We start from the raw sequence: 24,543 nt of genomic DNA, 5'->3' as shown, positions 1-24,543 counted from the left end.
ACCTGCGGTCGCCGGAACGCCGAGTGCGCTGCGACGACCGCAGGTCGCGGGGGGCCGAGCCGCCTGCTCGGCCCCCACCGCGCCTGGTGCGCGTTCTCCCCCGGTCGGCCACGGTCGCGTCAGCTCTCCGGCGTGAACCGCGGGAAGGCCAGGTCACCCGAGTAACGGGCGGCGTCCCCGAGGGTCTCCTCGATACGGAGCAGCTGGTTGTACTTCGCCACGCGCTCGCTGCGCGCGGGCGCACCGGTCTTGATCTGGCCGACACCGGTGGACACCGCCAGATCGGCGATCGTCGTGTCCTCGGTCTCGCCGGAACGGTGGCTCATCATCGACTTGTAGCCGTACGACGTAGCCAGGGCCACGGCATCCAGCGTCTCGGACAGCGTGCCGATCTGGTTGACCTTCACCAGCAGCGCGTTCGCCGCGCCGCGGGAGATGCCGTCCTCGAGGCGGTCCGGGTTCGTGACGAACAGGTCGTCGCCCACCAGCTGCAGCTTGTCGCCGAGCTGCGAGGTCAGCGTGACCCAGCCGTCCCAGTCGTCCTCCGACAGCGGATCCTCGATCGAGACCAGCGGGTAGGCCTCGGCCAGCTCCGCGTAGTAGGCGCTCATGTCCTCGGCGGTGCGCTTCGAACCCTCGAAGGTGTAGACGCCGTCGGCGTGGAACTCGGTCGCCGCCACGTCCAGCGCCAGCGCGATGTCCCGGCCCGGCTGGTAACCGGCCTTCTTGATCGCCTCGACGATGATGTCGAGGGCCTCGCGGTTGTTGCTCAGGCTCGGGGCGAACCCGCCCTCGTCGCCGAGCCCGGTCGCGAGGCCGCGGGACTTGAGCACCGACTTCAGCGCGTGGTACGTCTCCGTGCCCCAGCGCAGGGCCTCACGGAAGGACTCGGCGCCGATCGGGGCGATCATGAACTCCTGGATGTCGACGTCGGTGTCCGCGTGGGCTCCGCCGTTGAGGATGTTCATCATCGGGACCGGCAGCACGTGCGCGTTCGGGCCGCCGAGGTACCGGAACAGCTCGAGGTCGGCCGAGTCGGCCGCGGCCTTCGCGACGGCCAGCGAGACGCCCAGGATGGCGTTGGCACCCAGCCGCGACTTGGCGGGCGTGCCGTCGAGGTCCAACAGCTTCTGGTCGACGATGCGCTGGTCGACCGCGTCGACACCTGCCAGGTCGGGGCCGATCTCGTCCAGCACCGCGGCCACGGCGCGCTCGACACCCTTGCCGCCGTAGCGGTTCGCGTCGCCGTCCCGCAGTTCCACGGCTTCGTGCTCACCGGTCGACGCGCCCGACGGGACAGCGGCCCTCGCCAGCGTTCCGTCGTCGAGGGCCACCTCCACCTCGACCGTCGGGTTGCCACGAGAGTCGAGAATCTCCCGCGCGCCTACCTGCTCGATCACCGCCACACTTGCTCCTCACCCGGTTGTGCCGTTCTGACGGCACTCAACGTAGTCGCCTGGAAGGGAGCGTATCGGGCGTTGTAGATCACCCGTTGGAGGCACGCGCACGTCGACGTGCACAGATGGCGGCTCGAGCGGGCAGTGGCAAACGTCTCAACGCCCGATCGGGTCAGCCTGCGGCGGGCTCTCCAGCACCTTCGGCGTTGCCGGGCTCCCCGTCGCCCACGTCCTCGCCGCCCTCGGCTCCGCTGCCGTCGGCTCCGCTGCCGTCGGCTCCGCTGCCCTCGGCTCCGCTGCCGGAGACGACTTCCCCGTTCCGGATCTCGCGCCAGCCCGCGGGCAGGTCCGCGGTGTCCGAGATGTGCTGCCAGAACGTCCAGCTGTTACCGCCGACGTCCTGCACCGTGAACAGCCTCGCCCCGTACGGCTGGTCCTGCGGTCGGGACACTTCGACGCCGTCGCCGACGGCCTCGTCCACCCGCTCGAACTGGGCGTCGACGTCGTCGACGTACACCACGTTCAGCTGGCCGACCGGCCCGTCGACGCCCTTCGCGGGCCAGTACTCGTCGCCGACACCGGCGAGGTGGATGTCCGAGCCACCCGCACTCAGCGTCGCCTGGAACACCTCGCCGGCCGCATCGACGTAGCGGACCTTCTCGGTGAACCCGAACACGCGGGTGAGCCACTCCACCGCCTCGGTGGCGTCCGTGTAGTAGAGGTACGGCGCGATGCCGAGATACCTCGGGTCTTCGTTGCTCATCGCGGGGTCGCTCATGGCGGGCTAGTCCACCACACGGATGATCGCCGCCTGTCATGGCCCCGGCCGGTCGCCGCGAGCCGGCACACACTCCGCCACCAGGTTGATCATCGGACGGGTGCCCGGTCAAGGTCTCGATTAGCGCCTGCGACGCGGGTACCGTCGCTGAACCATGGGTGACTCGACGCCATCGAATCCACCTCCGGCGGGCCTACCGACGCCGTCCGGCCGATCGGCGGCACACACGGGCGATTCGCCCGTCCACGCGTTCCGGCAAGCCGAGGCACTCGTCAAACGGCGTCGCCCACTCGACGCGCTGAAGGCCCTCGAACCGGTCCTCGAGGCCGAACCCGACAAGCCGAGCGTCCAGCTGCTCGCCGGCCGGGCCTACTTCCATTCCGCGCAGCTACGGCGGGCCGAGCACGCACTGAGCAAGGTCATCGAGCACGACCCGTCCGACCACTACGCCCGGTTCGTGCTCGGCAAGACGTTGCAACGCCTCGGCCGGTTCGCCGAGGCGTTGGGACAGCTGCGGATGGCCTCGGCGATGCATTCGCAGGCCGAGTACCAGGACGCGATCGGCGAGGTGTCGGCCAGGCTCGCGCTCGGCGGCAACTGACCTGCCGCGCCGGAGGTCGTCAGCCCGGGGCCCGGTCCGCGTAGCCGCCGGCCTTGTCGGCGATCCGGCGTGCGTACTCGTCCGGGCCACCTCGGGTCGCGGGCTCCCTGAACCCGCCGACCGCCTTCCACCAACCCCCGGCCGTGGCCAGGTCGCGTCCGTCGGCGCAGAGGTACCGCGCCGCCGTGAGCGCGGCGTCGTCGATGTCCTGCGGGTTGGGACCGCGCCCGTCGCCGGTCGCCCGCTTTTCCCAGCGCTGCCAGTGCGCAGGCAAAAATCGCATCGGCCCGACCGCCCGGTCCCACGTCGCATCACCGTCGATCTCGCCACGGTCGGTGTCACGAATCTGGGCGCGCCCCTGTGAGCCGTCCAGCGACGGGCCGGTGATCGGCGCGGCGGGCATTCCGTCCGGCCCGATTCCCGGTTCGCCGCCCGCCGCTCCGTGCTGCGATTCGACCTGCCCGATCGCCGCGAGCGTGTTCCACGACAGGTGACAGCCGGGGCGCTCACCCCGCATCCACATCTCCGCGCGTCCGTACGCGGCCGCGGCCCGTGCCGGGATCCCGGTGGCGCGGCCCACCTGCCGGGACCACTTGTCGAGCTCGTCCTCGTCGGACTGCGCAGGCCGGTCGACCGGCGCAGCAGTCGCGGCCGCGGGCACGGTCGGCTGGGCTCGCGGCCGTGACTGCGGCTGGGACTGGGGCTGAGGCGACCGCGTGGCGCCTTCGGCGTTCGGCTGCTCCCCACGATCCATACCGACGGTGAACACCAGGAGCAGGCCGGTCGCGACGAGTCCGAGGGTCAGAGCGATGCGCGACAGCGCCGGACCGGGCAGCGGCCACGACGGCCCGCCATCGCCACCGGGTGTAGAGGACGAAGGGCGTTCGCTCACCCGGCCAGGTTACGCGGGCGACACCGGCCAGAAATCCCGCCATCCGTCGGCATCGAGCTCGGCCGGATCGCGGCCCGCGGCCCGTGCGGCACGTTCGGCTTCCCGGACGCGCTCGGCGAAGTCCTTCGCGACAGCGCGCAGCGAGCCCTCGGCGTCCGTACCGGTACGTGCGGCCGCGGCGGCGATCCGGAACAGCCGCGATCCGTCGTCGGCACCGCCGGGAATCAAGTCGAACGGCACCCCGGCGCGGCCGGTCCGCTGGCCGAGCTTGCCCGCGAGTGCGGCGGCGGGCTGGCCGAGCGCGACCCCGTCCACGAGCGACTCGCGCTGTTTCTCCTGCTGTTTCAGCTCTTCCCAGGAAACCTGTTGCTGCTCCGCCGAGTCGACCCGCCCCACACCGGTGAACAGGTACGGGTGTCTGCCGACCAGCTTCGTCACCAGCTGGGTCGCGACCTCGTCGATGTCGAACGCGTCGGCGTCGTGCTCGGCCGCGACGCGCGCATGGAACAGCACCTGCAGCAATACGTCGCCGAGTTCCTCGCGGAGCGCTGTCCGGTCGCCGTCCTCGATCGCCTCGAGCAACTCGTAGGTCTCCTCGACGAGGTATCGGCGCAGCGACTCGTGCGTCTGGGCGCCGTCCCACGGACAACCGCCCGGCGAACGGAGCCGGTCCATCACCTCGACGGCCCGTTCCAGCGGAGGTGCCGGGGCCTCGATCACCGTGGCCCCCTCGGCGATGAGTTCCGCCGCGCCGGACTCGCCGGCATCGCACGCCAGGAGGACCACGCCGCTCTGCCGCGTGAGTTCGTCGGGATGCGGAGCGGGTTTCGCGTCCAACGCCGCACGGAGCGGGTCGGGCAGGCCCGCTGCCGTGTAGACGTGTTCCGCCCCGCGGACCACGCTCAGCGCGGCGGCGGGCACGTGGTCGGGCAAGGCCGGACTGCACAGCACCACGGTCGCCGATCGCCAGGTCATGAGTTCACGGTACGTGACCGCAGGAGCCTTCCGGTCAACTCGTCCTCGTTGGGCGCGGGCGACAACGCGGCCTCGTCCCACAGCCCGTAACGCGGGTTGAGCCGCACGCCGACGTCCTCGGCGACCGGCTGCAGCATCCGCAGGCCCGCGAAGTAGAGGTACTCGGGATTGACCTGGGGCTCGGCGGCATCGGCCTGCCCGGCGGTCCGGCGCTCGTCCACCAGACCGACCAGCCAGCCCGCCTGCTGCCTGCTCGGCTGGACCACGACGACCGTGCCCTCCTGCGAACCGAACACCGCGCTCGTCGCCAGCTCCGGATCGTTCTGGAGCGCCTCGGCGAAGTCGAGCTCCTCGTCGACCAGCTGATGACCCGCGTCCCTCGCGATGGCCCGTACCCGCTCCGGATCGTCCGCGATCCGCCTGCCGAGCGCGGTCGCCTGCTCCTTGGCACTGTTGCCGGGCTCGTCACCGCTGATGACGGTGCCGACCAGGTTCACCGACAGCCTGCCGATGTACTTGCGCGCCAGCTCCTGCAGCACGATCTGGTCCGAGGCGAGGTCCCGCACCCTGCTCGGCTCCACCCCCGCCGACCGGGATACCTCGTCGACCCCGCCGCTGCCGCGGATCAGCTCGTCGATCTCGCCGCGACCGGCCTTCACACCTTCGCGCTTCGCCGCGATCTGCGCCAGCTCGTGGATCACGCGCCCGCGAACGATCTCGCGCGCGAACATGTCCACCTTGCCCTGCCGCTGTGCCTGTTGCGCCTGCGGCACGTTGTCCAGCAGCCAGTCGATCTCGTGCTGCACGTCGTCCAGCGGCACCGACCGGTCGCCGACGATGGCCGCCGAGTGCACCTGGCTCGGCCCCGAGCCGCAACCGGCCAGCACGAGACCTGCGAGCAGGGCGGTCAACAACGCGATGGGGCGACGCATGATCCGGATCACAGGCGGCAGCTTCGCACACACCCCACCGCCTCACGCAACCACGACCGCGGCCGCACCGCCCGACTTCCGTTCCGAATCGTGGCGACGACCGGGTGCGCCCGCGGTGGTGCCGGACCGGACATCGCCCGGGCGCGAGCGACAACGCCCGGGCACCGGAAGCCCGAACCGGAGGCGATTCACAACCCGACGGGCGCGGTGCCACACGTCGTTCACCCGACAAGGGTGGCGCGAGCACGACGCGGTCGGCCCATGGGACGCGCGCCGGCATCCCCGATCGCCGCGTTTGACAATGGAATGCAACGCTGAACCTGTTGGCACACAACGGATTCCACCTGCACGCACTGAACAGCCAGCATGATTCGACGTGTCACGAGTGTCGAATTCTTTCCGGAAACAAACACTATTTCCGGGAGTTCTTTCGAATCGAATCAACGATTACCGTTGAGCCATGCACCGAGTTTCACAACAGCCGACATGCGACGACGTGTTCGAAACGCTACCTGCCCGAGTAGCCTGCCGCGACCGCGCGCGGAGAGGCCGCGGCAGGCATCACCCGCGCTCACACCGCCGCGGGCTGTTGCGTCATCGACGTCAGGAGGTTGCTGCACCAGTCGAGCAGCGCCTCGTCGCGCAACGGAGGCGCGCCCATGCGGCCACCCGCGGGCCCTTCGGTCGGTTTCGGCACCGACACCGTGTGCGTCACCGCCTTGTACACGGCCTTGGGGTAGAGCCGCTTCAACCGCACCAACTGCGAATCGCCCAGTGGCAACGGCGTGAAACGGATGGTGTTGCCCTGCACGGTCACCTCGGTCACGCCCGCCTTCCGGCACGCCTGCCGGAAGGCCGCCACCGCAAGCAACCTGCGCACCGGCTCCGGCGGCTGGCCGTAGCGGTCCACGAGTTCGTCCAGCACGCTGTCCAGTTCGGACTGGTCGGTCGCCGCCGCGATCTTGCGGTAGGCCTCGAGCCGCAACCGCTCGCCGGGCACGTAGTCGTGCGGCAGATGTGCGTCGACCGGCAGGTCGACACGTACCTCGGCGGGCGCCTCGTCCTCGGTCGACTCGTCGCCCGCACTCCGCCGGAACGCGTCGACCGCCTCGCCCACCAGCCGGACGTACAGATCGAAGCCGACACCGGCGACGTGACCGGACTGCTCGGCGCCGAGAATGTTGCCCGCACCGCGAATCTCGAGGTCCTTCATGGCCACCGCCATGCCGGCACCGAGCTCGGTGTTCTGCGCGATGGTGGCGAGGCGGTCGTGGGCCGTCTCCGTGAGCGGCTTCTCCGGCGGATACAGGAAGTACGCGTAACCCCGCTCCCTGCCACGGCCGACCCGGCCACGCAGCTGGTGCAGCTGAGCCAGGCCCATCATGTCACCGCGCTCGACGATCAGCGTGTTGGCGTTCGAGATGTCCAGGCCGGTCTCGACGATGGTGGTACAGACCAGCACATCGAAATCGCGCTGCCAGAAGCCCTGGATGACCTGTTCCAGTTTGTGCTCGGGCATCTGTCCGTGCGCGGTCACGATCCGCGCCTCCGGGACGAGTTCGCGCAGCCGTGTCGCGGCCTTCTCGATCGACGAGACCCGGTTGTGCACGAAGAACACCTGACCATCGCGCAGCAACTCACGCCGGATGGCCGCGGCGACCTGCTTGTCGTCGTACGAGCCGACGTAGGTCAGGATCGGGTGGCGATCCTCCGGCGGGGTCAGGATGGTCGACATCTCGCGGATCCCCGCCATGCTCATCTCGAGCGTGCGAGGGATCGGCGTGGCCGACATGGTGAGCACGTCGACGTGCGTCCGGAGCGCCTTGATGTGCTCCTTGTGTTCGACACCGAACCGCTGTTCCTCGTCGACGATCACCAGTCCGAGATCCTTGTACCGCACGCCGCTCTGCAGGAGGCGGTGTGTACCGATGACGATGTCGATCTCGCCTGCGGCGAGCCCCTCGAGCGTCTTGTCCGCCTCCGCGGGTTCGGTGAATCGCGACATGCCGCGGATGGTCACCGGGAAGGAACCCATCCGCTCGGTGAAGGTGTTGAGGTGCTGTTGCGCGAGCAGCGTCGTCGGCACCAGCACCACGACCTGCTTGCCGTCCTGGACCGCCTTGAACGCCGCACGCACCGCGATCTCGGTCTTGCCGTAGCCGACGTCACCGCAGATCACCCGGTCCATGGGGACGCTGCGTTCCATGTCGGTCTTGACCTCGTCGATGGCAGCGAGCTGATCGTTGGTCTCGACGAACGGGAAGGCGTCCTCCAACTCGCCCTGCCACGGCGAATCCGGTCCGAACGCATGGCCGGGTGCGGCCTGTCTCGCGGCGTAGAGCTGCACCAGCTCGGCCGCGATCTCTTTGACCGCCTTGCGGGCCTTCGCCTTCGTGTTCTTCCAGTCGGAGCCGCCGAGCTTGTTCAGCGTGGGCAGCTCGCCGCCCACGTAGCGGGAGACCTCGTCGAGCTGGTCGCTGGGCACGAACAACCGGTCGCCGGGGTGTCCGCGCTTGGACGCCGCGTACTCGAGCACGAGGTACTCCCGCGTCGCCCCGCCGATGGTGCGCTGGACCATCTCGACGAACTTTCCGATGCCGTGCTGGTCGTGCACGACGTAGTCGCCCGCCTTGAGCGCGAGCGGATCCACCGCGTTGCGCCTCCTCGACGGCATCTTCGTGTTGAGATCACGTCCGGAACGCCCGGTGGCCGCACCACGGCCGGTGATGTCCGATTCGCTCAGGACGACGAGCGCGCTCTCCGGAGCCACGAACCCGTCGGTGATCGCACCGCAGGTGACCGTGACGACGCCGGACCTCGGCGCCTCGGCGAGCGACTCGGCGTAGCTCGCGGGCACCTCACCCGCCGACAACTGCTCGACGGCACGCTGCGCCGTACCCGAACCCGCGACGACCACGACGGCCGCGCCGCCGGCCGCGGTGTGGGCGCGCAGGTCGGCGACGACCTTCTCGAGTTCGCCGTGATACGAGGGCGCCTGCTCGACGGGGACGTGCACCGCGTCGTCCTCACTGGTCAGCTGCGACAGCGTCCACCATGCGCGATTCGACTCGGTCGCATGGGTGCGTACCTCCCCGAGGCCCCGGTAGGCCGACGCACCCAGATCGATCGGGGCGCGCCCTCCGTCGGCGGCGGAGGTCCACGACGCCTCCAGGAACTCCTGCCCGGTGCGCACCAGGTCCGCGGCACGCGCGCGCACCTTCTCCGGGTCACAGAGCACGACGTGCGTAGCCTCCGGCATCGCGTCGGTGAGCAGTTCGAGCTCACCCGCGCACAGGACGGGGATCAGCGACTCCATGCCCTCGGAGGGGATGCCGTCCGCGAGCTTGGTGAGGATCTCTGCGAGCTGCGCATCGGCGGCGTGCTCTTCGGCCAGTTCGCCGGCCCGCGCCTTGACGTCGCCGGTCAGAAGCAGCTCCCGGCACGGCGATGCGGTCACCTCGGGAATCTCGCCGGGCAGGGAACGCTGGTCCGCGACCGAGAAGGCGCGGATCTCGCTGACCTCGTCGCCCCAGAACTCGACACGGTGCGGATGTTCGTCGGTCGGTGCGAAGACGTCGAGGATGCCGCCGCGCACCGCGAACTCGCCCCGCTTCTCGACCATGTCGACGCGTGTGTAGGCGAGCTCGACGAGCCGCTCGAGCACTCCTTCGAAGTCGAGCTCCTCCCCGACCTTCAACTCGACGGGAGCCAGCGAGCCCAGACGGGGCGCCATCGGCTGGATGAGGCTCCGCACCGTCGCCACCACGACGCGCAGACCACCGTGTCCGGGCTGAGCGAGCCGGTGCAGCACCGCCAAGCGCTTGCCGACCGTGTCCGCCCGCGGCGACAACCGCTCGTGCGGCAGGGTTTCCCACGATGGGAAGTCGGCGACGACGTCGTCGCCGAGCAGGCTTCCGATCGCCGCTGTCAGCTCTTCGGCCTCCCTGCCGGTGGCGGTCACCGCCAGTACCGGCTTGCCCGCTCCTGCGTCGGATGCGAGCGCAGACAGCACCAGCTGCCGGGTCGCCGGCGCGCCGTCGAGGTCGAGCATCGGTGCACCCGCACGCTCGAGAACCGTGCGCAGGGCGGAATCGGGCAGGACGGCCGACAGCAAACCGGCCAACGTCGGCTGGGACACGGAGCGTCTCCCTCGGGTGCGAACGCGCGGACACACCTGTGCCCGGACAAAACCGGGCACAGGTACTCGAATCGTCGAACTATGGGGTTATGGCTCCCAGCCTACGTCCTGAGCGGCGGCCACCCGGCGACGGCGCCTCGCGCGGCGACCGATGGCCGAGGGGGCGGTTCAGTCGGTCACACGCAGCTTCGGCTTGTGTTCCAGGTTCGACAGGCCGTTCCACGCGAGGTTCACCAGGTGGGCCACGACCTCGTCCCGCTTCGGCTTGTGCGCGTCGAGCCACCACTGGCCGGTGAGCGCGACCATGCCGACGAGCGCCTGTGCGTACAGGGGCGCGAGCTTGCCGTCGTAACCCCTGGCCGAGAACTCCTCGCCGAAGATGTCCTCGACCTGACTCGCGATGTCGTTGAGCAGCGTGGAGAACGTGCCCGTCGAGCTCGCGACCGGGGAGTCCCGCACCAGGATGCGGAAACCCTCGTGCGACTCGTCGACGTAGCCGAGCAAGGCGTTGGCGGCCTGCTCGAGCATCGCCCGCGGGTGATCCGCGTGCAGACTCGACACCATGCGGTCGAGGATCGCCCGCGCCTCCCGGTCCACCACGACCGCGTAGACGCCTTCCTTCCCGCCGAAGTGCTCGTACACCACCGGTTTGGAGACGTTCGCTCGTCGCGCGATCTCCTCGACGGACGTACCGTCGTAGCCCTTCTCCGCGAACAGTGCCCGAGCGACGTTGAGCAACTGCTGCCTACGCTCGGTGCCCGTCATGCGCACGCGGGCCGCCGCAGGGGCATCGGGTTGCGTCCCCGCGGCGGCCGCGTCTCGCTTAGCGCGCCGTCGACCTGCCATTCGCCGAACCGTACAGGCACCCCGACCCGCTCACGCGGTCGAGAGCTTCTCCAGGCGCTTGGCCGTGGGCCAGCGCACCTTGTGGGCCCAGCCGAACTTCTCGAACGCCCAGATCACGCGGGCCGAGATGTCGATCTGGCCGCGCTGCACACCGTGCCGGGCCGACGTCGGATCGGCGTGGTGGAGGTTGTGCCACGACTCGCCGAACGAGGCGATGGCCAACGGCCAGAAGTTGGCCGACCGGTCACGCGCGCTGAACGGCCGTTCCCCGATCATGTGGCAGATCGAGTTCACCGACCATGTCACGTGGTGCAGCACGCAGACTCGCACCAGTCCGGCCCAGAAGAAGGCCGTCACGAAGCCCCACAGGGACCAGGTGACCAGGCCCCCGATGATGCCCGGGAGCACGAAGCTGAGCAGCGTCCACACCCCGAACAGCCTGTCGATCCTGCTGATGGCCGGATCCTTGACCAGGTCGGGCGCGAACCGTTCGTGGTTGCTCTTGTCCCGCTGGAACAGCCAGCCCATGTGCGCGTGCCAGAACCCCTTCGCCACGGCCAACGGCGTAGTACCGAACAGCCACGGCGAATGCGGGTCGCCCTCACGATCGGAGAACGCGTGGTGCCTGCGGTGATCCGCGACCCACGTGATCACCGGCCCCTGCACCGCGCTGCTGCCGGCGATGGCGAGCAGGGCCCGCAGCCACGGCTTCGCCTTGAACGAACCGTGCGTGAAGTACCGATGGAATCCGACGGTGATGCCGAGCCCGGAGAAGGCGTAGAACACAACGAAGAGGCCGACATCGACCCACGAAAGACCCCAGCCCCACGCGAAGGGGACCGCGGCCACGAGCGCCACCAGCGGCGCCAGCACGCCGAGATAGACCGCGAACTGAACGCCGGGCCCGCGCTGGCCGTCCAGGATCGGCTTACGACCGGACTTCGGTGTCTCGTCCGCGTCCAGAGTTGCCGTCATGCACGTCACTTCTTTCCACGAGGACCGCCGCCACCACGCCCGCGAACGGGCCGGGGACGGCGACGGAAGGGTCACCTAACCTACGATTGCGTAAGTTACGGTACAGGAGGTTTCCCACCCGGGGGAGAGGCGAAAACGGGCCGCTTCGGACCTGCCCGCAGCGTGCAACCTGCAGTGGATATCCTGACCAGGCGCGATCCGCCGTAGTGTAATTGGCAGCACTTCAGATTTTGGTTCTGACAGTCCAGGTTCGAGCCCTGGCGGCGGAGCAGAGCGGAATCCCGGTAGCCCAGGGGGTGTGTGTCCGCTGGACGGCGAAGAGTCCAAGGTCGCGGCCGAGCCCGGCATCGCCCCCGGCGGTGCGGCCGCAGAACGCGGCGCGGGCCCATCCGCTGCGACCTCAGGCGCCGGGTTCACGGCCGACCCCGGCGCGCCCACCTCTGCGACGGCGCAGGACCCCGCCGCCCCGCCGCTCGGCGACAAGTCGGACGCCTGGCTGCTCGGGCGAGCCCGCGAACTGATCGCCCTCGTCCAACGCAGCGAGAAGCACGAGCAGCAGGAGATCATCACCAGACTGGACGAGCTGCTCCACGAGACCCAGCGACGCGGCGAACCGCTGCTGGTCGCTCAGATACTGCGAGCCGCGGCGCTGTCACGACTCATCAGCGCGAGCGCCCCCGACGAGGCGGGGCGTCAGCTCGACGAGATGCTCGCGCACACGCGCAGGCACGGCGCCACTCTCCTGCGCGCGGACGCGCACGCGCTGCGCGGGCGCCGTCTCGTGCTCGCAGGTCACGAGGACGCGGCCCTGACCGAGATCGCCAGGGCGCTGGCACTGCTCGACGACCCGCCGTCACAGGAGCTGGGCCTGGGCAGACGTGCCTGGGACCGCCTGTTGTCGACGGCGCTCAACGACTGCTGGATCGTGCTCAACCAGCTCGGTGTCTACGAGGTCGCCGAAGAGGTGATCACCCGCGCCCACCAGGCCGTCCGGGACAGCGCGGGGCCGCACGAGATCACGATGCTGTTGATGAACCGGGTGAAGATGCTGCTCGGCTGGGGCCTGCGACTCGAACGCATCGGCCGCAGCGACCAGGCGGGCGAACGGTTCCGGACGGCCGCGTCGATGGCGATCGCCGTCGAAGCGCCGTTCGCCGAATCGCTGTTTCCCCGCAAAGCCGGGGTCGCCGCGGTCGACCAGGTCGCGTCGCTGGCGTCCGCACTGGCCCTCGCCGCGCCGAGCGACGCGCACATCGAGCGGCTCCGCAGTCTGCGGGCCGCGCCGCTGTACCCGTACGACAACCCGCTGCTGTCGATCGCGCTCGCCCGCTGCCTGGAGTCGATCGGTGAGCACAAGGAAGCGTTCCGCCTGCTCATGGAGGATCGCCACCACATCCCCGAGGAGTATCCACAACCGTCCATGCGCATCGGCCTCATCCACGAGCTGGCCCGGTTCGCCGACCGGTACGACCTCGGGGACCCTCGCGCCACGCTCGCCGACTACGCAGGTGCGCTCGAGGCCGAGCTCTGGTCGATGCGTGAATCCCAGAGCGCGGCCCTCGATACCCGCCGCGAACACGAGCGGCTGTCGGCCGCACACGGAGCGATCACCCAGCAGGCACTGCAGGACCCGCTGACCGGTCTGCCCAACCGCCGCGCACTCGACGACCGGCTCCGCACGTTCGCCACATCGGCGTCGAGCGACCCGCTCGCCGTCGCGCTGATCGACCTCGACGGCTTCAAAGGAGTCAACGATCAGCGCTCGCACGCCGACGGCGACGACGTGCTCCGCGTGGTTGCCAGCACGCTCAGGGACTCGCTGCGCGGCGACGACATCGTCGCGCGCTACGGCGGCGACGAATTCATCACACTCCTTCCGGGCGCGACGTTATCGGCGGCCCACCAAGCCATGAACCGCGCGGTGACGGCGGTCGACGAACTGCCCCACCACCTGTCGCACGGTGTGACGTTGTCGGTCGGGCTGGTCGCCCTCCGGACGGGCGAGCGCGGCGAGGAGGTCCTCTCCCGCGCCGACGCCGCCATGTACCAGGCGAAACGCCGCGGCGGGAACCAAATCGCCTCGTGCGGAGAGGCGGCCGACGAGACCGAGACCGCATCGGAGGGCGGCCCCACGTCCGACGCGGGCCAACCGACGTAGGATCGTTAACCGGCCGAGATTAATCCCCGGTGAATCCCATCCCCGGTGAATCCCAAGGAGTACCGTGACCGGGCCGCTGAGCACAGTCGTCCTCGCCGCAGGCGAGGGCACCCGCATGCGTTCGGATCTTCCGAAGGTGCTGCACCCCATCGCGGGGCGTCCCCTCGTCGAGCATGCCGTCCGCGCCGCGGCGGGACTCGGGCCCGACGAGCTCGTGGTCGTCGTCGGCCACGGGCGCGAGAAGGTGGGCGCTCATCTGGACGTCGTCGCCGACGTGATCGGCCGCACGGTCAAGACGGCGGTGCAGGAGGAGCAGCGCGGCACCGGTCACGCGGTGCGTTGCGCGCTCGAGGCACTGCCCGCGGGCGACACCGGCACGGTGCTGGTCACCTACGGGGACGTACCGCTGCTCGACACCCCGACGCTGACCGATTTCCTCGCCGCGCACGAACGCGACGGCAACGCCGTCACCGTGCTCACCTCGGTGGTCGACGATCCGTCGGGATACGGCCGCATCGTGCGTGACGCCGCAGGGGACGTCACTGGCATCGTGGAGCACAAGGACGCCGACGACGCCCACCGCGCCATCACCGAGATCAACTCCGGCGTGTACGCGTTCGACGCCGCAGTCCTCGCCGACGGCCTGTCCCGCCTGTCGACCGACAACTCGCAGGGCGAGCTCTACCTGACCGACATCCTCGGCATCGCCCGCGGCGACGGTCGCCGCGTCGGCGCCCTCCCGGTGGCCGACCCGTGGCTGACGGAAGGCGTCAACGACCGTGTCCAGCTCTCGACCCTCGGCACCGAGCTCAACCGCCGCATCGTCACGCGCTGGCAGCGCGAGGGCGTCACGGTCGTCGACCCGGCCTCGACGCGCATCGACCTCGACGTCACGCTCTCCCGCGACGTCGTGATCGAGCCCGGCGTGCAGCTCCGCGGCGCCACGACGGTCGGCCCGGCCGCGACCGTCGGCCCGGACTCGACGTTGACGGACGTGCGCGTCGGCGAGCGTGCGAGCGTCGTGCGCACCCACGGCAGCGAGTCCGTCATCGGCGACGGCGCCTCGGTCGGGCCGTTCGCCTATCTGCGCCCCGGTACGAAACTGGGCGAGGCGGGCAGAATCGGCACGTTCGTCGAGACGAAGAAGGCCGACATCGGCTCCGGGACGAAGGTGCCGCACCTGACGTACGTCGGTGATGCCACGATCGGCGAGCACAGCAACATCGGGGCGTCGAGCGTGTTCGTCAACTACGACGGCATCTCCAAGCACCACACCACGATCGGTTCGCACGTCCGCACGGGCTCGGACACCATGTTCGTCGCCCCGGTCACCGTGGGGGACGGCGCCTACAGCGGCGCAGGCACGGTGATCCGTGAGGACGTCCCGCCCGGCGCGCTCGCGGTATCAGGGGCACCGCAGCGCAACATCGAAGGCTGGGTGCCGCGGCGTAGGCCGGGTACCCCAGCGGCGGAGGCCGCAGAGCAGGCCGTCGCCGACCAGGAGGAAACCGACACCGACGGGGAGTCGCCAGCATGAGTCCGAAGTCCGGAACACCCAAGAAGAACCTGATGCTCTTCTCGGGGCGTTCACACGTCGAGCTCGCCGAAGAGGTCGCGAAGAACCTCAACGTGACGGTCACCCCGCAGACGGTGCACACGTTCGCGAACGGCGAGATCTACGTGCGGTACCAGGAGTCCGTGCGCGGCACCGACGCCTTCGTCATCCAGAGCTTCTCCCCGCCGATCAACGAGTGGCTGATGGAACAGCTCATCATGATCGACGCGCTCAAGCGGGGTAGCGCGAAGCGCATCACGGCGATCGTGCCGTTCTACCCGTACTCGCGGCAGGACAAGAAGCACAAGGGTCGTGAGCCGATCTCGGCGCGCCTGGTGGCGGACCTGCTCAAGACGGCCGGTGCCGACCGCATCCTGACGGTCGATCTGCACACGGCGCAGATCCAGGGCTTCTTCGACGGCCCGGTCGACCACCTGCACGGGCAGAACGTGCTCGCCGACTACATCAACGAGCACTACAGCGATCACGACATCACCGTCGTCTCGCCCGATTCCGGCCGGGTGCGGCTCGCCGAGAAGTGGGCGCAGCAGCTGGGCGACCGGCCGATCGCGTTCATCCACAAGACGCGTGATCCGGACAAGCCGAACCAGGCGGTGGCCAACCGCGTCGTGGGTGACGTCAAGGGCCGGCTGTGTGTGCTGATCGATGACATGATCGACACGGGCGGCACGATCAGTAAGGCCGTGGACGCGCTGCTCGACCAGGGCGCCTCGGACGTCGTCATCGCCACGACGCACGGGATCCTGTCCGACCCGGCGACCGAGCGGCTGTCCAACTCCAAGGCACGCGAGGTGATCGTCACCAACACGCTGCCGATCCCGGAGGAGAAGCGCTTCCCGACGATGACCGTGTTGTCGATCGCCCCGCTGTTGGCGCGGGCCATCCAGGAGGTCTTCGAGGACGGCTCGGTGACGAGCCTGTTCGACGGCAGCGCCTGATCCTGTTCCGATCGCCCGGCAATCCGCTGCGGCGAACGACGTGACGGGACGACCCCGTGGCGGCCGAACGGTTCCGCCACGGGGTCGTTCCGTGTCAGGTGCCGGCCTGCCGGCGCACGCCGGGGGTCGGGCCCGGCCGTTCTTTCGGGCCGAGCCGCACCCGTGCTGGGTGGTCACCGTTTGCACAACGCGGGGCGGGGGTCAAGCACCGGTGCCGGCTGGATTACACTGGGCGAGTTGTCTCGGCGAGGCGGGGCCGGATGCGAGTCCGGCGCCCGACGTGATCGACGCGGCGGCTTGAGAGGCCACCCGTGCGCGCACGTCGTGGTACTCGCCGCCGGACAGCCACAAGCGACAACCGCTGGTGCCGACCAGCAGCCGACAACGCCCCAGTAAGCCCAAGCAAGTAAGCCCCACCCACCAGGGCCCCACCGCGAGGAGTGCATCACCGTGTCCGAGGTACGCCTGACCGTCGAACCCCGTAACGAGTTCGGCAAGGGAGCGGCTCGCCGCACCCGCCGTGCCGGCAAGATCCCCGCGGTGCTGTACGGCCACGGCGAGGACCCGCGGCACCTCGCGCTGCCCGCGGTCGACTTCGCCCGCGTCGTGCGTGAGAACGGCCAGAACGCCGTCCTGACCCTCGACGTCGACGGCTCGAACAACAAGAAGACCGAGCTGGCGCTGACCAAGACCATCACGGTCCACCCGCTCAAGAACTACATCGAGCACGTCGACCTCCTCGTCGTGCGCCGCGGCGAGAAGGTCACGGTCGACGTGCCGATCGTCCTGAACGGCACCGCCGCCCCCGGCACCCTGGTCAACCAGGACGTCGACACCATCCAGATCGAGGTCGAGGCGCTGCACATCCCGGAGCAGTTCGACGTCGACATCGACGGTGTCGAGGCGGGTCACACGGTGCACGCCTCGGACGTCACGCTGCCCCGTGGCGCCGAGCTGGTGACCGACCCGGAAACGCTGGTCGTCGCGGTGAACGAGGCGCCGACCGAGGAGGCCATGGAAGCCGACGTCGACGCCGAGGGAGCCGGTGTGACCGAGGAGCCCTCCGACGACGAGGGCGGCAACTCGGAGAGCTGACACCCACTCCTGTCGTCGAACATGACGAACGATCTTCCCGGGGCCGGCGAGCAGGTGCTGCTCGCCGGCCTCGGTAATCCCGGGCCCCGTTACGCCGGCAACCGGCACAACGTGGGCTTCATGGTCCTCGACGAGTTGGCCTCCCGCGTCGGCGGGAAGTTCAAGGCGCACAAGGGTGGTGCCGAGGTCCTCGAAGGACGTCTCGGCGGGCGCAAAGTGGTGCTGGCGAAGCCTCGCTCGTACATGAACCTCTCCGGCGGCCCGCTCGTGGGCACCGCCCGTTTCTACAAGATCGACGCGAGCGGCCTGGTCGTGATCCACGACGAGCTCGACGTCGACTACGGGTCGCTGCGCCTGAAGCTCGGCGGCGGCGACAACGGACACAATGGACTGCGTTCCGTCACGAAGTCCTTCGGCACCAAGGATTACTTCCGCGTGCGGTTCGGCGTCGGCAGGCCGCCGGGCAGGATGGACGCCGCGGATTTCGTGCTCAAGGACTTTTCGACGACCGAGCGCCGCGAGCTGCCGCTCACTGTGGATCGCTGCGCCGACGCCGTCGAGGAACTCCTCGCCCGGGGGCTGACGGCGGCCCAGAACGCCTTCCACGGTTCCTGACAGGACTCCTCGAGCGGCCCCCGAGCCGAGCATCCGGCGCGGGCGCCGCAGGCCACCCCCGGCCGGCGCAGGCACGGAGAGTCACATCGGACACGCAAGCTAGCCCGACAGGGTCTTCCCGTACCCCTGAACGAGTCGCATCATAGCTGCGCTCTTCCGGACGTCTCACCACCGCGGCTATCACAGAGAGCCGCGAGTGACCCGACGTGGAGGTGCAGGTCATGGCGATCACGGCAGACGAGGCGCGCACCGTCGCCTTCCCCGATTCCGGTTTCGGCAGGCGCGGGTACGCCAAGCGCGAGGTCGACGCGCTGCTCGACCGGATCACGGCAACCCTGTCCGACCAGGACGACCTGACGGCGGCCGAGGTGCACCACATCCAGTTCGGACGGCCGCCGATCGGCAGGCGCGGGTACGACGAGAAGAGCGTCGACGAGTTCCTCGACGCCGTGGAGGACACGCTACTGGCACGCACCGGCGCCGCCGGGGCACACCACGTGCCCTCCGCCCGCACCGAGTCGCCCACGGTCACCGACGTTCCCACGGCCGACATCCCTGTCGTGCACCTTCCCCCAGCCGATCAGACGCCGGAACGCTCCCGGGACGGCTGATCCCCACGGCCCGCCCGGCGCCTGATCGGGCTGCCGATCAGGCGCCGGCGTCCATCCTGTCGCGGTACTGCTCCGCGGTCGCGCCACGCTGCACCTTGCCGGACGGCGTCTTCGGCAGGCTGCCCGTCGGCAGCACGACCACCGCGTAGGGCCGCGCGTCCACGGCGTCGCGCACGCGCGCCGTGACCTCCTTGACGATGCGCGACTCCTCGGCCTCATCACCGGCGGCCTTGGACTCCAGCACGACGGCGAACCGTTCGCGGCGGGTGCCCGCGTCGATCCGCACGGCCACGGCGTTGCCCGCCCGGACGCCGTCCACCTCGCTCGCCGCCCGCTCGACGTCGGTCGGGTAGACGTTGCGACCACCCAGGATGATGACGTCCTTGCTGCGGCCGCAGATGACGATCTGCCCGTCGACCAGGTATCCGATGTCGCCGGTGGCGAACCAGCCCTCGGCGTCCTGCGTTTCGACCGGCCCGTCGACCGTCAGGTATCCCGGCGTGATCGCCTCGCCGCGCAGGCGGATCTCGCCGACCTCGCGTTCGCCGAGCACCTCGTCGTCACCGGCGATCTGCGCCTCGATGCCGTCGAGCGGCCTGCCCAGCACGGCGAACCCGCGGACCTGCTCGGTGCCACGTCGCACGTCGCCCTCCGGCACCGCTACGGCACGGTTCTCCGCCTCCAACGGCCCGGCCTCGACGACGTCGACCGTCAACCCCGTCGACAGCGGCGCGAACGACACGGCGAGCGTGGCCTCGGCCAGCCCGTACGCGGGGAACACGCATTCGGCGGGCATGCCGAACCGGCCGCCCGCATCGGTGAACGCCGCCACCGCGGCCTCGTCGATCGGCTCGGCGCCGTTGAGCGCGATGCGCAGCTTCGACAGGTCGTAGGCATCGCCGTCGTCGACCCGGGCGAGCCTGCGGCCCACGACGGCGTAGGCGAAGTTCGGCGCGGCGGTGATCGTCCCGCCGTACCGGGAGATCAGGTCCGGCCACAGCAGCGGCGAGCTCAGGAACTCGACCGGCGTGACCTTGACCAGCTCGACACCGAAGGTCATGGGAACGGTCAGGAAGCCGACCATGCCCATGTCGTGGAACGTCGGCAGCCACGACACCATCACGTCGCTCGCCGGGTCCAGTTCGGAACGCCGTGCCATGGCGCTGATGTTGCTGTAGAGATTGCCGTGGGTGATCCGCACGGCCTTGGGCTCGGCGGTCGAACCACTGGTGAGCTGCAACAGCGCCAGGGCGTCCTCCGCGGTCGGCACCGGCTCAGCGATCGGCTCGGCGTCGAGCAACGTCTCGATGGTGCGGTACTGGATACCGTTCTCCTCCAGCACCGGCGCCAGCTGGCCGAACGGCTCGCCGAGCAGCACCAGGTCCGACCCGATCATCCGCAGCACCTGCAGCGTGTCGGCCGCCCAGTGCGCGAGATCGGTCCGGGGCGTCGGCTGGTGCAGCATCGTCACGCTGCCACCGGCAAGCCACACGCCCTGCACGGTCGGTGCGATCAGCTCCGGTGCTGCGGCGAGGACGGCCACGGCGCCGCCGGGCTCGAACCCGTCCCCTGCCAGACCACCCGCGAGGTGCCGAGCACGTTCGTGCACGTCCCTCCACGTCCTGCGCACGGGCTCCGAAGGCTCACCCGTGACCATCCCCCGCTGCGTGCCGCCCGCCTGTGCGGTGGCGACCATCGTGTCCACGAACCGGCTCATGACACATGACTGTAACCGCGGGTCACACCGCTGCGGCGATCGGCCACGCGGCGAATCGGGCGGACGACGGCGTCACTCCACCGCCTCGGACGCCTCCAGCCAGCGCTGTTCGAGCTCGTCCTTCTCGGCCTGCAACGCCTTCAGCTCGTTGTTCAGTTCCATCAGCCGGTCCGGTTCGGTCGCCGCGTCCGCGAGCGCCGCGTGCAGCTTCGACTCCTTCTCGCCGAGCGCGTCGAGCTTGCGCTCCAGTTTGCCGAGTTCCTTGGTGATGGCCCGCCACTCCGCGTTGGACAGCTTCGGCGCGCTCTGCCCGGTGCTCGCCTGCGTCGCCGCACCGTCCGCGGCGGGTGCGGCGGCCGCGGGCCGGTCCGCGATGGTCTGCCTGCGCTGCAGGTACTCGTCGATGCCACCGGGCAGGTCGGTGATCGCGCCGTCGCCGAAGAGCGCGACGACGTCGTCGCACACCCGCTCGGTCAGATACCGGTCGTGCGAGACGACGATCAGCGTGCCCGGCCAGCCGTCGAGCAGGTCCTCGAGCTGCTGCAGCGTATCGATGTCCAGGTCGTTCGTGGGCTCGTCGAGCAGCAGCACGTTCGGCTCCGCCATGAGTAGCCGCACCAGTTGCAGCCTGCGGCGCTCACCGCCGGACAGGTCGCCGACGGGTGTCCACTGTCGTTTCGGCGGGAAACCCAGCTTCTCGGCCAACTGCGACGCGGACAGCTCGTGCTTGCCGAACTGCACCCGCGCGGCGACACGCTCGACGGCCTGCAGCACCCGCAGGTCGGCAGGCAGGTCGTCGAGCTCCTGCTTCAGGTGCGCCAGGTGGACGGTCTTGCCCTCGATGCGCCTGCCGGTCTCGGGTTCGCGTTCCCCGGCGAGCAGCTTGAGCAGACTCGTCTTGCCGGAACCGTTGACGCCGACGAGACCGATCCGGTCGCCGGGGCCGATCCGCCACGTGACGTGGTCGAGCAGCGTCCGGTCGCCGACACTCAGCGACACGTCCTCCAGCTCCAGCACGGTCTTGCCGAGTCGCCGCTTGGCGAAGCTCATCAACTCGACGGTGTCGCGCGGCGGCGGGACATCGGCGATCAGCGCCTCGGCCGCCTCGATTCGGAACTTCGGCTTCGAGGTGCGCGCCTTCGCACCGCGCTGCAACCACGCGAGTTCCTTGCGGGCCAGGTTCTGCCGTTTCTCCTCGGCGGCCTGGGCCAGCCGGGCGCGTTCGGCGCGGGCGTACACCCAGTCCGCGTAGCCGCCCTCGTACTGCTCGACCCGGCCCGACGTGACCTCCCACGTCCGGCCGCACACGGTGTCGAGGAACCAGCGGTCGTGCGTGACGACCACGAGCGAGGACTTCCTCGCGAGCAGGTGGTCGGCGAGCCAGCGGACACCTTCGACGTCGAGGTGGTTGGTCGGCTCGTCGAGGACGATCAGGTCGAGCTCGCCGACGAGCGTGGCAGCCAGTGCGACCCGGCGGCGTTCACCACCGGAGAGGTTGGCCGTCGCCGTGTCGAGGCCGATGGCCCCGATGCCGAGCCCGTCGACGATGGACCGCACCCGCGCGTCGGCGGCCCACTCGTGCTCGGCGTCGAAGCCCGCCAGCACGACGTCACCGACGGTACTGCCCTCGGGCAGGTCGGTGCGCTGCGTGACGACGCCCAAGCGCAGGTCACGCAGGCGGCTCACCCGCCCGGAGTCGGGGTCGGTGATGCCGGAGAGCACCTCGAGCAGCGTCGTCTTGCCGCCGCCGTTGAGCCCGACGACGCCGATGCGCTGCCCTTCGCCGATGCCGAGGGACACCTCGTCCAGCAGCGGCCGGACGCCGTAGGACTTGCTCACCGATTCGAGATTGACCAGGTTGGCCATGCGTCAGACAAACCTCTCACGCGATGCGGAAACGCTGTACGACCACGCGGGTCACGTGGTCGATGGTGACAGTGCGGCCTGCCGTCACCGGCAGGTGCTCCCGCAGGTCCACGCGCGGTTTCCCGGGTGGGAACTCACCGAGGACCTCGGCGGGACCGAGCCCAGCGGGTCCGGCGGGACCCGAGGCTCGGCGTAGGTCATGCGTGCGCCTGCGGCGGGTTCGGGCCCCACGGCGGCTCGCCGCCCGACGGGCCGCCGTCCGGTTCGACCACCCGCGCCCCTGGCACCGGACCGCTCGCGACGCGCACCGTGCGGCACACCCCCGCACCGGACAACCGCGCCGACACCTGCACCGCGGACTCGGCGTCCTCGCACAGGAACGCGCACGTCGGACCGGAGCCGGACACCAAGCCCGCGAGGGCCCCCGCCTCGACACCGGCCCGCAGCGTCCGCCGCAGGTTCGGCCGCAGCGACACCGCCGCGATCTGCAGGTCGTTGCCGATCAGTTCGGCCAGGCGATGCGGATCACCCGAGGCCAGCGCCTCGATGACGACGTCGTGGTCGTCGACGGCGGGCGGCGGCTCACCGACGTCGCGCAGCCGGTCCAGCTCCTTGTACACCCGCGGCGTCGACAGGCCGCGCTGCGCGAACGCGAGCACCCAGTGGAACGTGTGCCGCGTCAGAACCGGCAGCAGCTCCTCGCCGCGGCCCGTGCCGAGCGCGGTGCCACCGAGCAGGGAGAACGGTACGTCGCTGCCGAGTTTGGCCGCCAGCCGCGTGAGCTCGTCGCGCGAGAGATCGAGCTTCCACAGTGTCGACAGAGCGAGGAGCGTCCCCGCGGCGTCGGCGCTCCCGCCCGCCATACCGCCGGCGACCGGGATGCCCTTCTCCAGCGCGATCCGCACCGGGCCCAGCTCCGCCGGGGTCGTGTCCAGGTGCTCCGCGAGGACGTCGATCGCGCGCCACGCCAGGTTGCTCTCGTCGCGGGGCACGATCTTCTCGCCCTCGCCGACCACGTGCAGCGACGACTCCTCCGCCGCCGACACGGTCACGGTGTCGGTCAACGACAACGCCTGGAACACGGTCGTCAGCTCGTGATACCCGTCGTCGCGCGCGGGCCCCACCGCCAGGTGCACGTTGATCTTGGACGGCACCGTGACGGTCACGGGGGTCGGTACGACGGCAAGCACATACCCAGGGTACTTGGCTCCCCCACGACCACAGCCGCAGCCGCGTGTCAGCGCGTCGAGCCGGCCTGCCCGGCGCTCCCACGCACGAACGACACCGCCAGCGGTCAGGAACGAGACGGCGCGGTATCGCCATGAGAACGCCGTTTCGTCCGAGTGCAGACCACGGCGTACCGAATGCAGAACACGCGCCCCGGGACCCGGGGTCAGGCGGCGACGGTGCGCAGACCGCAGAGGGTGTGCGTGACGTGGGCGCCGCGCTCGGCCATCCACGCCAACGCCGCATCGGCCCGCTGCCCCCGCAGGCCGATGCGGAATCGCGCCACCGGCGTGTCCCCGAACCGCGTCAGGCCGCCGCCGATCGTCGCGATCTCGACGCCGAAGCGGCTGCCCGCCTCCGGCAGGAGCGCACCGACCGAGGCGAAGCCGACGAGCACGACGTCGACCACCACGTCGAACCGCGCCGCCTCGGACGGGGACGTCTCCACCGACGGGAGCAGTTCGTCGGCGATCCGGCTGCCGCGCGTGCCCGCCAGCGTCAGCAGGTTGCCGCTCTCGACGACCGAGCCGTGGTCGAGCAGCGCCACGTCGTCGCACACGCGACCAGCCACCCCGGCGTCCGACGTCGTCAACAGCACGGTGGCGCCCAGTTCCGCGCGCGCACGGTCGAGCACCGACAGCACCGCGCCGCTCTCGTCGGCGTCGACGCCGGACGTCGGGTCGTCGGCGAGCAGCAATGCGGGCCCGCCCGCGAGTGCTCGCGCCACCGACACCCGGCGCTGCTGCCCCGGCGTCAGGTCGGCGGGAACCTGCGCTGCGGCACGGCTCAGGCCGATGACATCCAGCAGCGTGGCGACGCGCTGCCTCCTGCGCGTGCCGTCGACGCCCACCCGTTCGAGCGGGGCGGCGATGTTCCCGGCGACGGTCCGTTCCGGCCGCAGCCGCGAGTCGACCACGGCGACCTGGCTCTGCGCCTCGCGCAGCTTGCGTCCGTCGAGGGTGGTCGTGTTCAGCCCGTCGTAGCGGACGGAGCCGCGGTCGGGCCGCTCCCGCAGCGCGACGCAGCGCGCCAGCGTCGACTTGCCCGCGCCCTCCTCGCCGACGACGCCGAACAGCGCGCCCGCTTCGACGTCCAGGTTGACGTCGTGCAGTGCCTGCACGGGGGCATCCGATTCGGTGGTGCGGAACGACTTGCTGACGTTCTCGACGGTGATCACAGCAGCTCCAAGACAGCTCGGTGGCTCAC

The 24,543-nt window shown here is 70.2% G+C and carries 19 protein-coding genes and 1 tRNA gene; 8 read left to right on the top strand and 12 right to left on the bottom strand.

Features of this window, described 5'->3' with window-relative positions; genetic code table 11:
- Positions 1 to 119 precede the first annotated feature (119 nt).
- Together eno and FHS23_RS07745 are read right to left on the bottom strand one after the other, a co-directional pair.
- On the bottom strand, positions 120 to 1,406 hold the full coding sequence (eno, locus tag FHS23_RS07750) for a phosphopyruvate hydratase (protein ID WP_183650017.1): 1,287 nt from the start codon (positions 1,404 to 1,406) through the stop codon (positions 120 to 122).
- Between the two features lie 163 nt (positions 1,407 to 1,569).
- Entirely contained in the window at positions 1,570 to 2,175 is a 606-nt protein-coding gene (locus FHS23_RS07745; protein WP_183650014.1) for a VOC family protein, read from the bottom strand.
- Between the two features lie 154 nt (positions 2,176 to 2,329).
- On the opposite strand from FHS23_RS07745, the gene FHS23_RS07740 reads away from it, so the two are divergent.
- Entirely contained in the window at positions 2,330 to 2,776 is a 447-nt protein-coding gene (locus FHS23_RS07740) for a tetratricopeptide repeat protein (RefSeq protein ID WP_183650011.1), read from the top strand.
- 19 nt (positions 2,777 to 2,795) lie between these two features.
- Here FHS23_RS07740 and FHS23_RS07735 read toward each other — a convergent pair whose 3' ends face one another.
- The 6 genes from FHS23_RS07735 to FHS23_RS07710 form a co-directional block, all read right to left on the bottom strand.
- On the bottom strand, positions 2,796 to 3,668 hold the full coding sequence (locus FHS23_RS07735) for a lysozyme family protein (RefSeq protein WP_183650008.1): 873 nt from the start codon (positions 3,666 to 3,668) through the stop codon (positions 2,796 to 2,798).
- A gap of 9 nt (positions 3,669 to 3,677) precedes the next feature.
- Positions 3,678 to 4,643, bottom strand: coding sequence for a nucleoside triphosphate pyrophosphohydrolase (locus FHS23_RS07730; RefSeq protein WP_183650005.1), 966 nt, complete (start codon positions 4,641 to 4,643; stop codon positions 3,678 to 3,680).
- Positions 4,640 to 5,575: a hypothetical protein gene (locus FHS23_RS07725; RefSeq protein WP_221218979.1), complete on the bottom strand. Its 936-nt coding sequence runs from the start codon at positions 5,573 to 5,575 to the stop codon at positions 4,640 to 4,642. The genes FHS23_RS07730 and FHS23_RS07725 overlap by 4 nt, the downstream gene beginning before the upstream one ends.
- A 571-nt stretch (positions 5,576 to 6,146) precedes the next feature.
- Entirely contained in the window at positions 6,147 to 9,698 is a 3,552-nt protein-coding gene (mfd, locus tag FHS23_RS07720) for a transcription-repair coupling factor (RefSeq protein WP_183651163.1), read from the bottom strand.
- Between the two features lie 183 nt (positions 9,699 to 9,881).
- Positions 9,882 to 10,478, bottom strand: coding sequence for a TetR/AcrR family transcriptional regulator (locus tag FHS23_RS07715; protein ID WP_183651158.1), 597 nt, complete (start codon positions 10,476 to 10,478; stop codon positions 9,882 to 9,884).
- 111 nt (positions 10,479 to 10,589) lie between these two features.
- Positions 10,590 to 11,534, bottom strand: a complete 945-nt coding sequence (locus FHS23_RS07710) for an acyl-CoA desaturase (RefSeq protein ID WP_183649999.1) — start codon at positions 11,532 to 11,534, stop codon at positions 10,590 to 10,592.
- Positions 11,535 to 11,731: 197 nt separating this feature from the next.
- On the opposite strand from FHS23_RS07710, the gene FHS23_RS07705 reads away from it, so the two are divergent.
- The 7 genes from FHS23_RS07705 to FHS23_RS07675 all read left to right on the top strand — a co-directional run bounded on the left by FHS23_RS07705 (position 11,732) and on the right by FHS23_RS07675 (position 18,527).
- A tRNA-Gln gene (locus tag FHS23_RS07705) sits at positions 11,732 to 11,803 on the top strand.
- 227 nt (positions 11,804 to 12,030) lie between these two features.
- Positions 12,031 to 13,692, top strand: a complete 1,662-nt coding sequence (locus FHS23_RS07700) for a GGDEF domain-containing protein (RefSeq protein WP_221219270.1) — start codon at positions 12,031 to 12,033, stop codon at positions 13,690 to 13,692.
- Between the two features lie 64 nt (positions 13,693 to 13,756).
- Complete coding sequence (gene glmU, locus FHS23_RS07695; RefSeq protein ID WP_183649996.1) at positions 13,757 to 15,229, top strand: bifunctional UDP-N-acetylglucosamine diphosphorylase/glucosamine-1-phosphate N-acetyltransferase GlmU; 1,473 nt, start codon at positions 13,757 to 13,759, stop codon at positions 15,227 to 15,229.
- A complete protein-coding gene (locus FHS23_RS07690; RefSeq protein WP_183649993.1) occupies positions 15,226 to 16,206 on the top strand; it encodes a ribose-phosphate diphosphokinase in 981 nt (326 codons plus the stop codon). The genes glmU and FHS23_RS07690 overlap by 4 nt, the downstream gene beginning before the upstream one ends.
- A gap of 450 nt (positions 16,207 to 16,656) precedes the next feature.
- Positions 16,657 to 17,301, top strand: a complete 645-nt coding sequence (locus FHS23_RS07685) for a 50S ribosomal protein L25/general stress protein Ctc (RefSeq protein ID WP_183649991.1) — start codon at positions 16,657 to 16,659, stop codon at positions 17,299 to 17,301.
- A 21-nt stretch (positions 17,302 to 17,322) separates the two neighbouring features.
- On the top strand, positions 17,323 to 17,916 hold the full coding sequence (pth, locus tag FHS23_RS07680) for an aminoacyl-tRNA hydrolase (protein WP_183649988.1): 594 nt from the start codon (positions 17,323 to 17,325) through the stop codon (positions 17,914 to 17,916).
- Positions 17,917 to 18,137: 221 nt separating this feature from the next.
- On the top strand, positions 18,138 to 18,527 hold the full coding sequence (locus tag FHS23_RS07675; RefSeq protein ID WP_183649986.1) for a DivIVA domain-containing protein: 390 nt from the start codon (positions 18,138 to 18,140) through the stop codon (positions 18,525 to 18,527).
- Between the two features lie 37 nt (positions 18,528 to 18,564).
- Here the strand turns inward: FHS23_RS07675 and FHS23_RS07670 are convergent, their stop codons facing one another.
- The 4 genes from FHS23_RS07670 to FHS23_RS07655 form a co-directional block, all read right to left on the bottom strand.
- Positions 18,565 to 20,244, bottom strand: a complete 1,680-nt coding sequence (locus tag FHS23_RS07670) for a fatty acyl-AMP ligase (protein ID WP_183649983.1) — start codon at positions 20,242 to 20,244, stop codon at positions 18,565 to 18,567.
- Positions 20,245 to 20,316: 72 nt separating this feature from the next.
- The gene (locus FHS23_RS07665) at positions 20,317 to 22,110 is read right to left on the bottom strand and encodes an ABC-F family ATP-binding cassette domain-containing protein (protein WP_183649980.1); all 1,794 of its coding nucleotides are present in this window, start codon (positions 22,108 to 22,110) and stop codon (positions 20,317 to 20,319) included.
- A gap of 197 nt (positions 22,111 to 22,307) precedes the next feature.
- On the bottom strand, positions 22,308 to 23,300 hold the full coding sequence (locus FHS23_RS07660; protein WP_183649977.1) for a 4-(cytidine 5'-diphospho)-2-C-methyl-D-erythritol kinase: 993 nt from the start codon (positions 23,298 to 23,300) through the stop codon (positions 22,308 to 22,310).
- Positions 23,301 to 23,503: 203 nt separating this feature from the next.
- Positions 23,504 to 24,514: an ATP-binding cassette domain-containing protein gene (locus tag FHS23_RS07655; protein WP_183649974.1), complete on the bottom strand. Its 1,011-nt coding sequence runs from the start codon at positions 24,512 to 24,514 to the stop codon at positions 23,504 to 23,506.
- Between the last annotated feature and the right edge of the window lie 29 nt (positions 24,515 to 24,543).

The sequence above is a fragment of the Prauserella isguenensis genome (assembly GCF_014191605.1).
GTDB lineage: Bacteria > Actinomycetota > Actinomycetes > Mycobacteriales > Pseudonocardiaceae > Prauserella > Prauserella isguenensis.
Note: the sequence above shows the minus strand (reverse complement) of the source record. Positions and strands in the feature narration are given on the sequence as shown.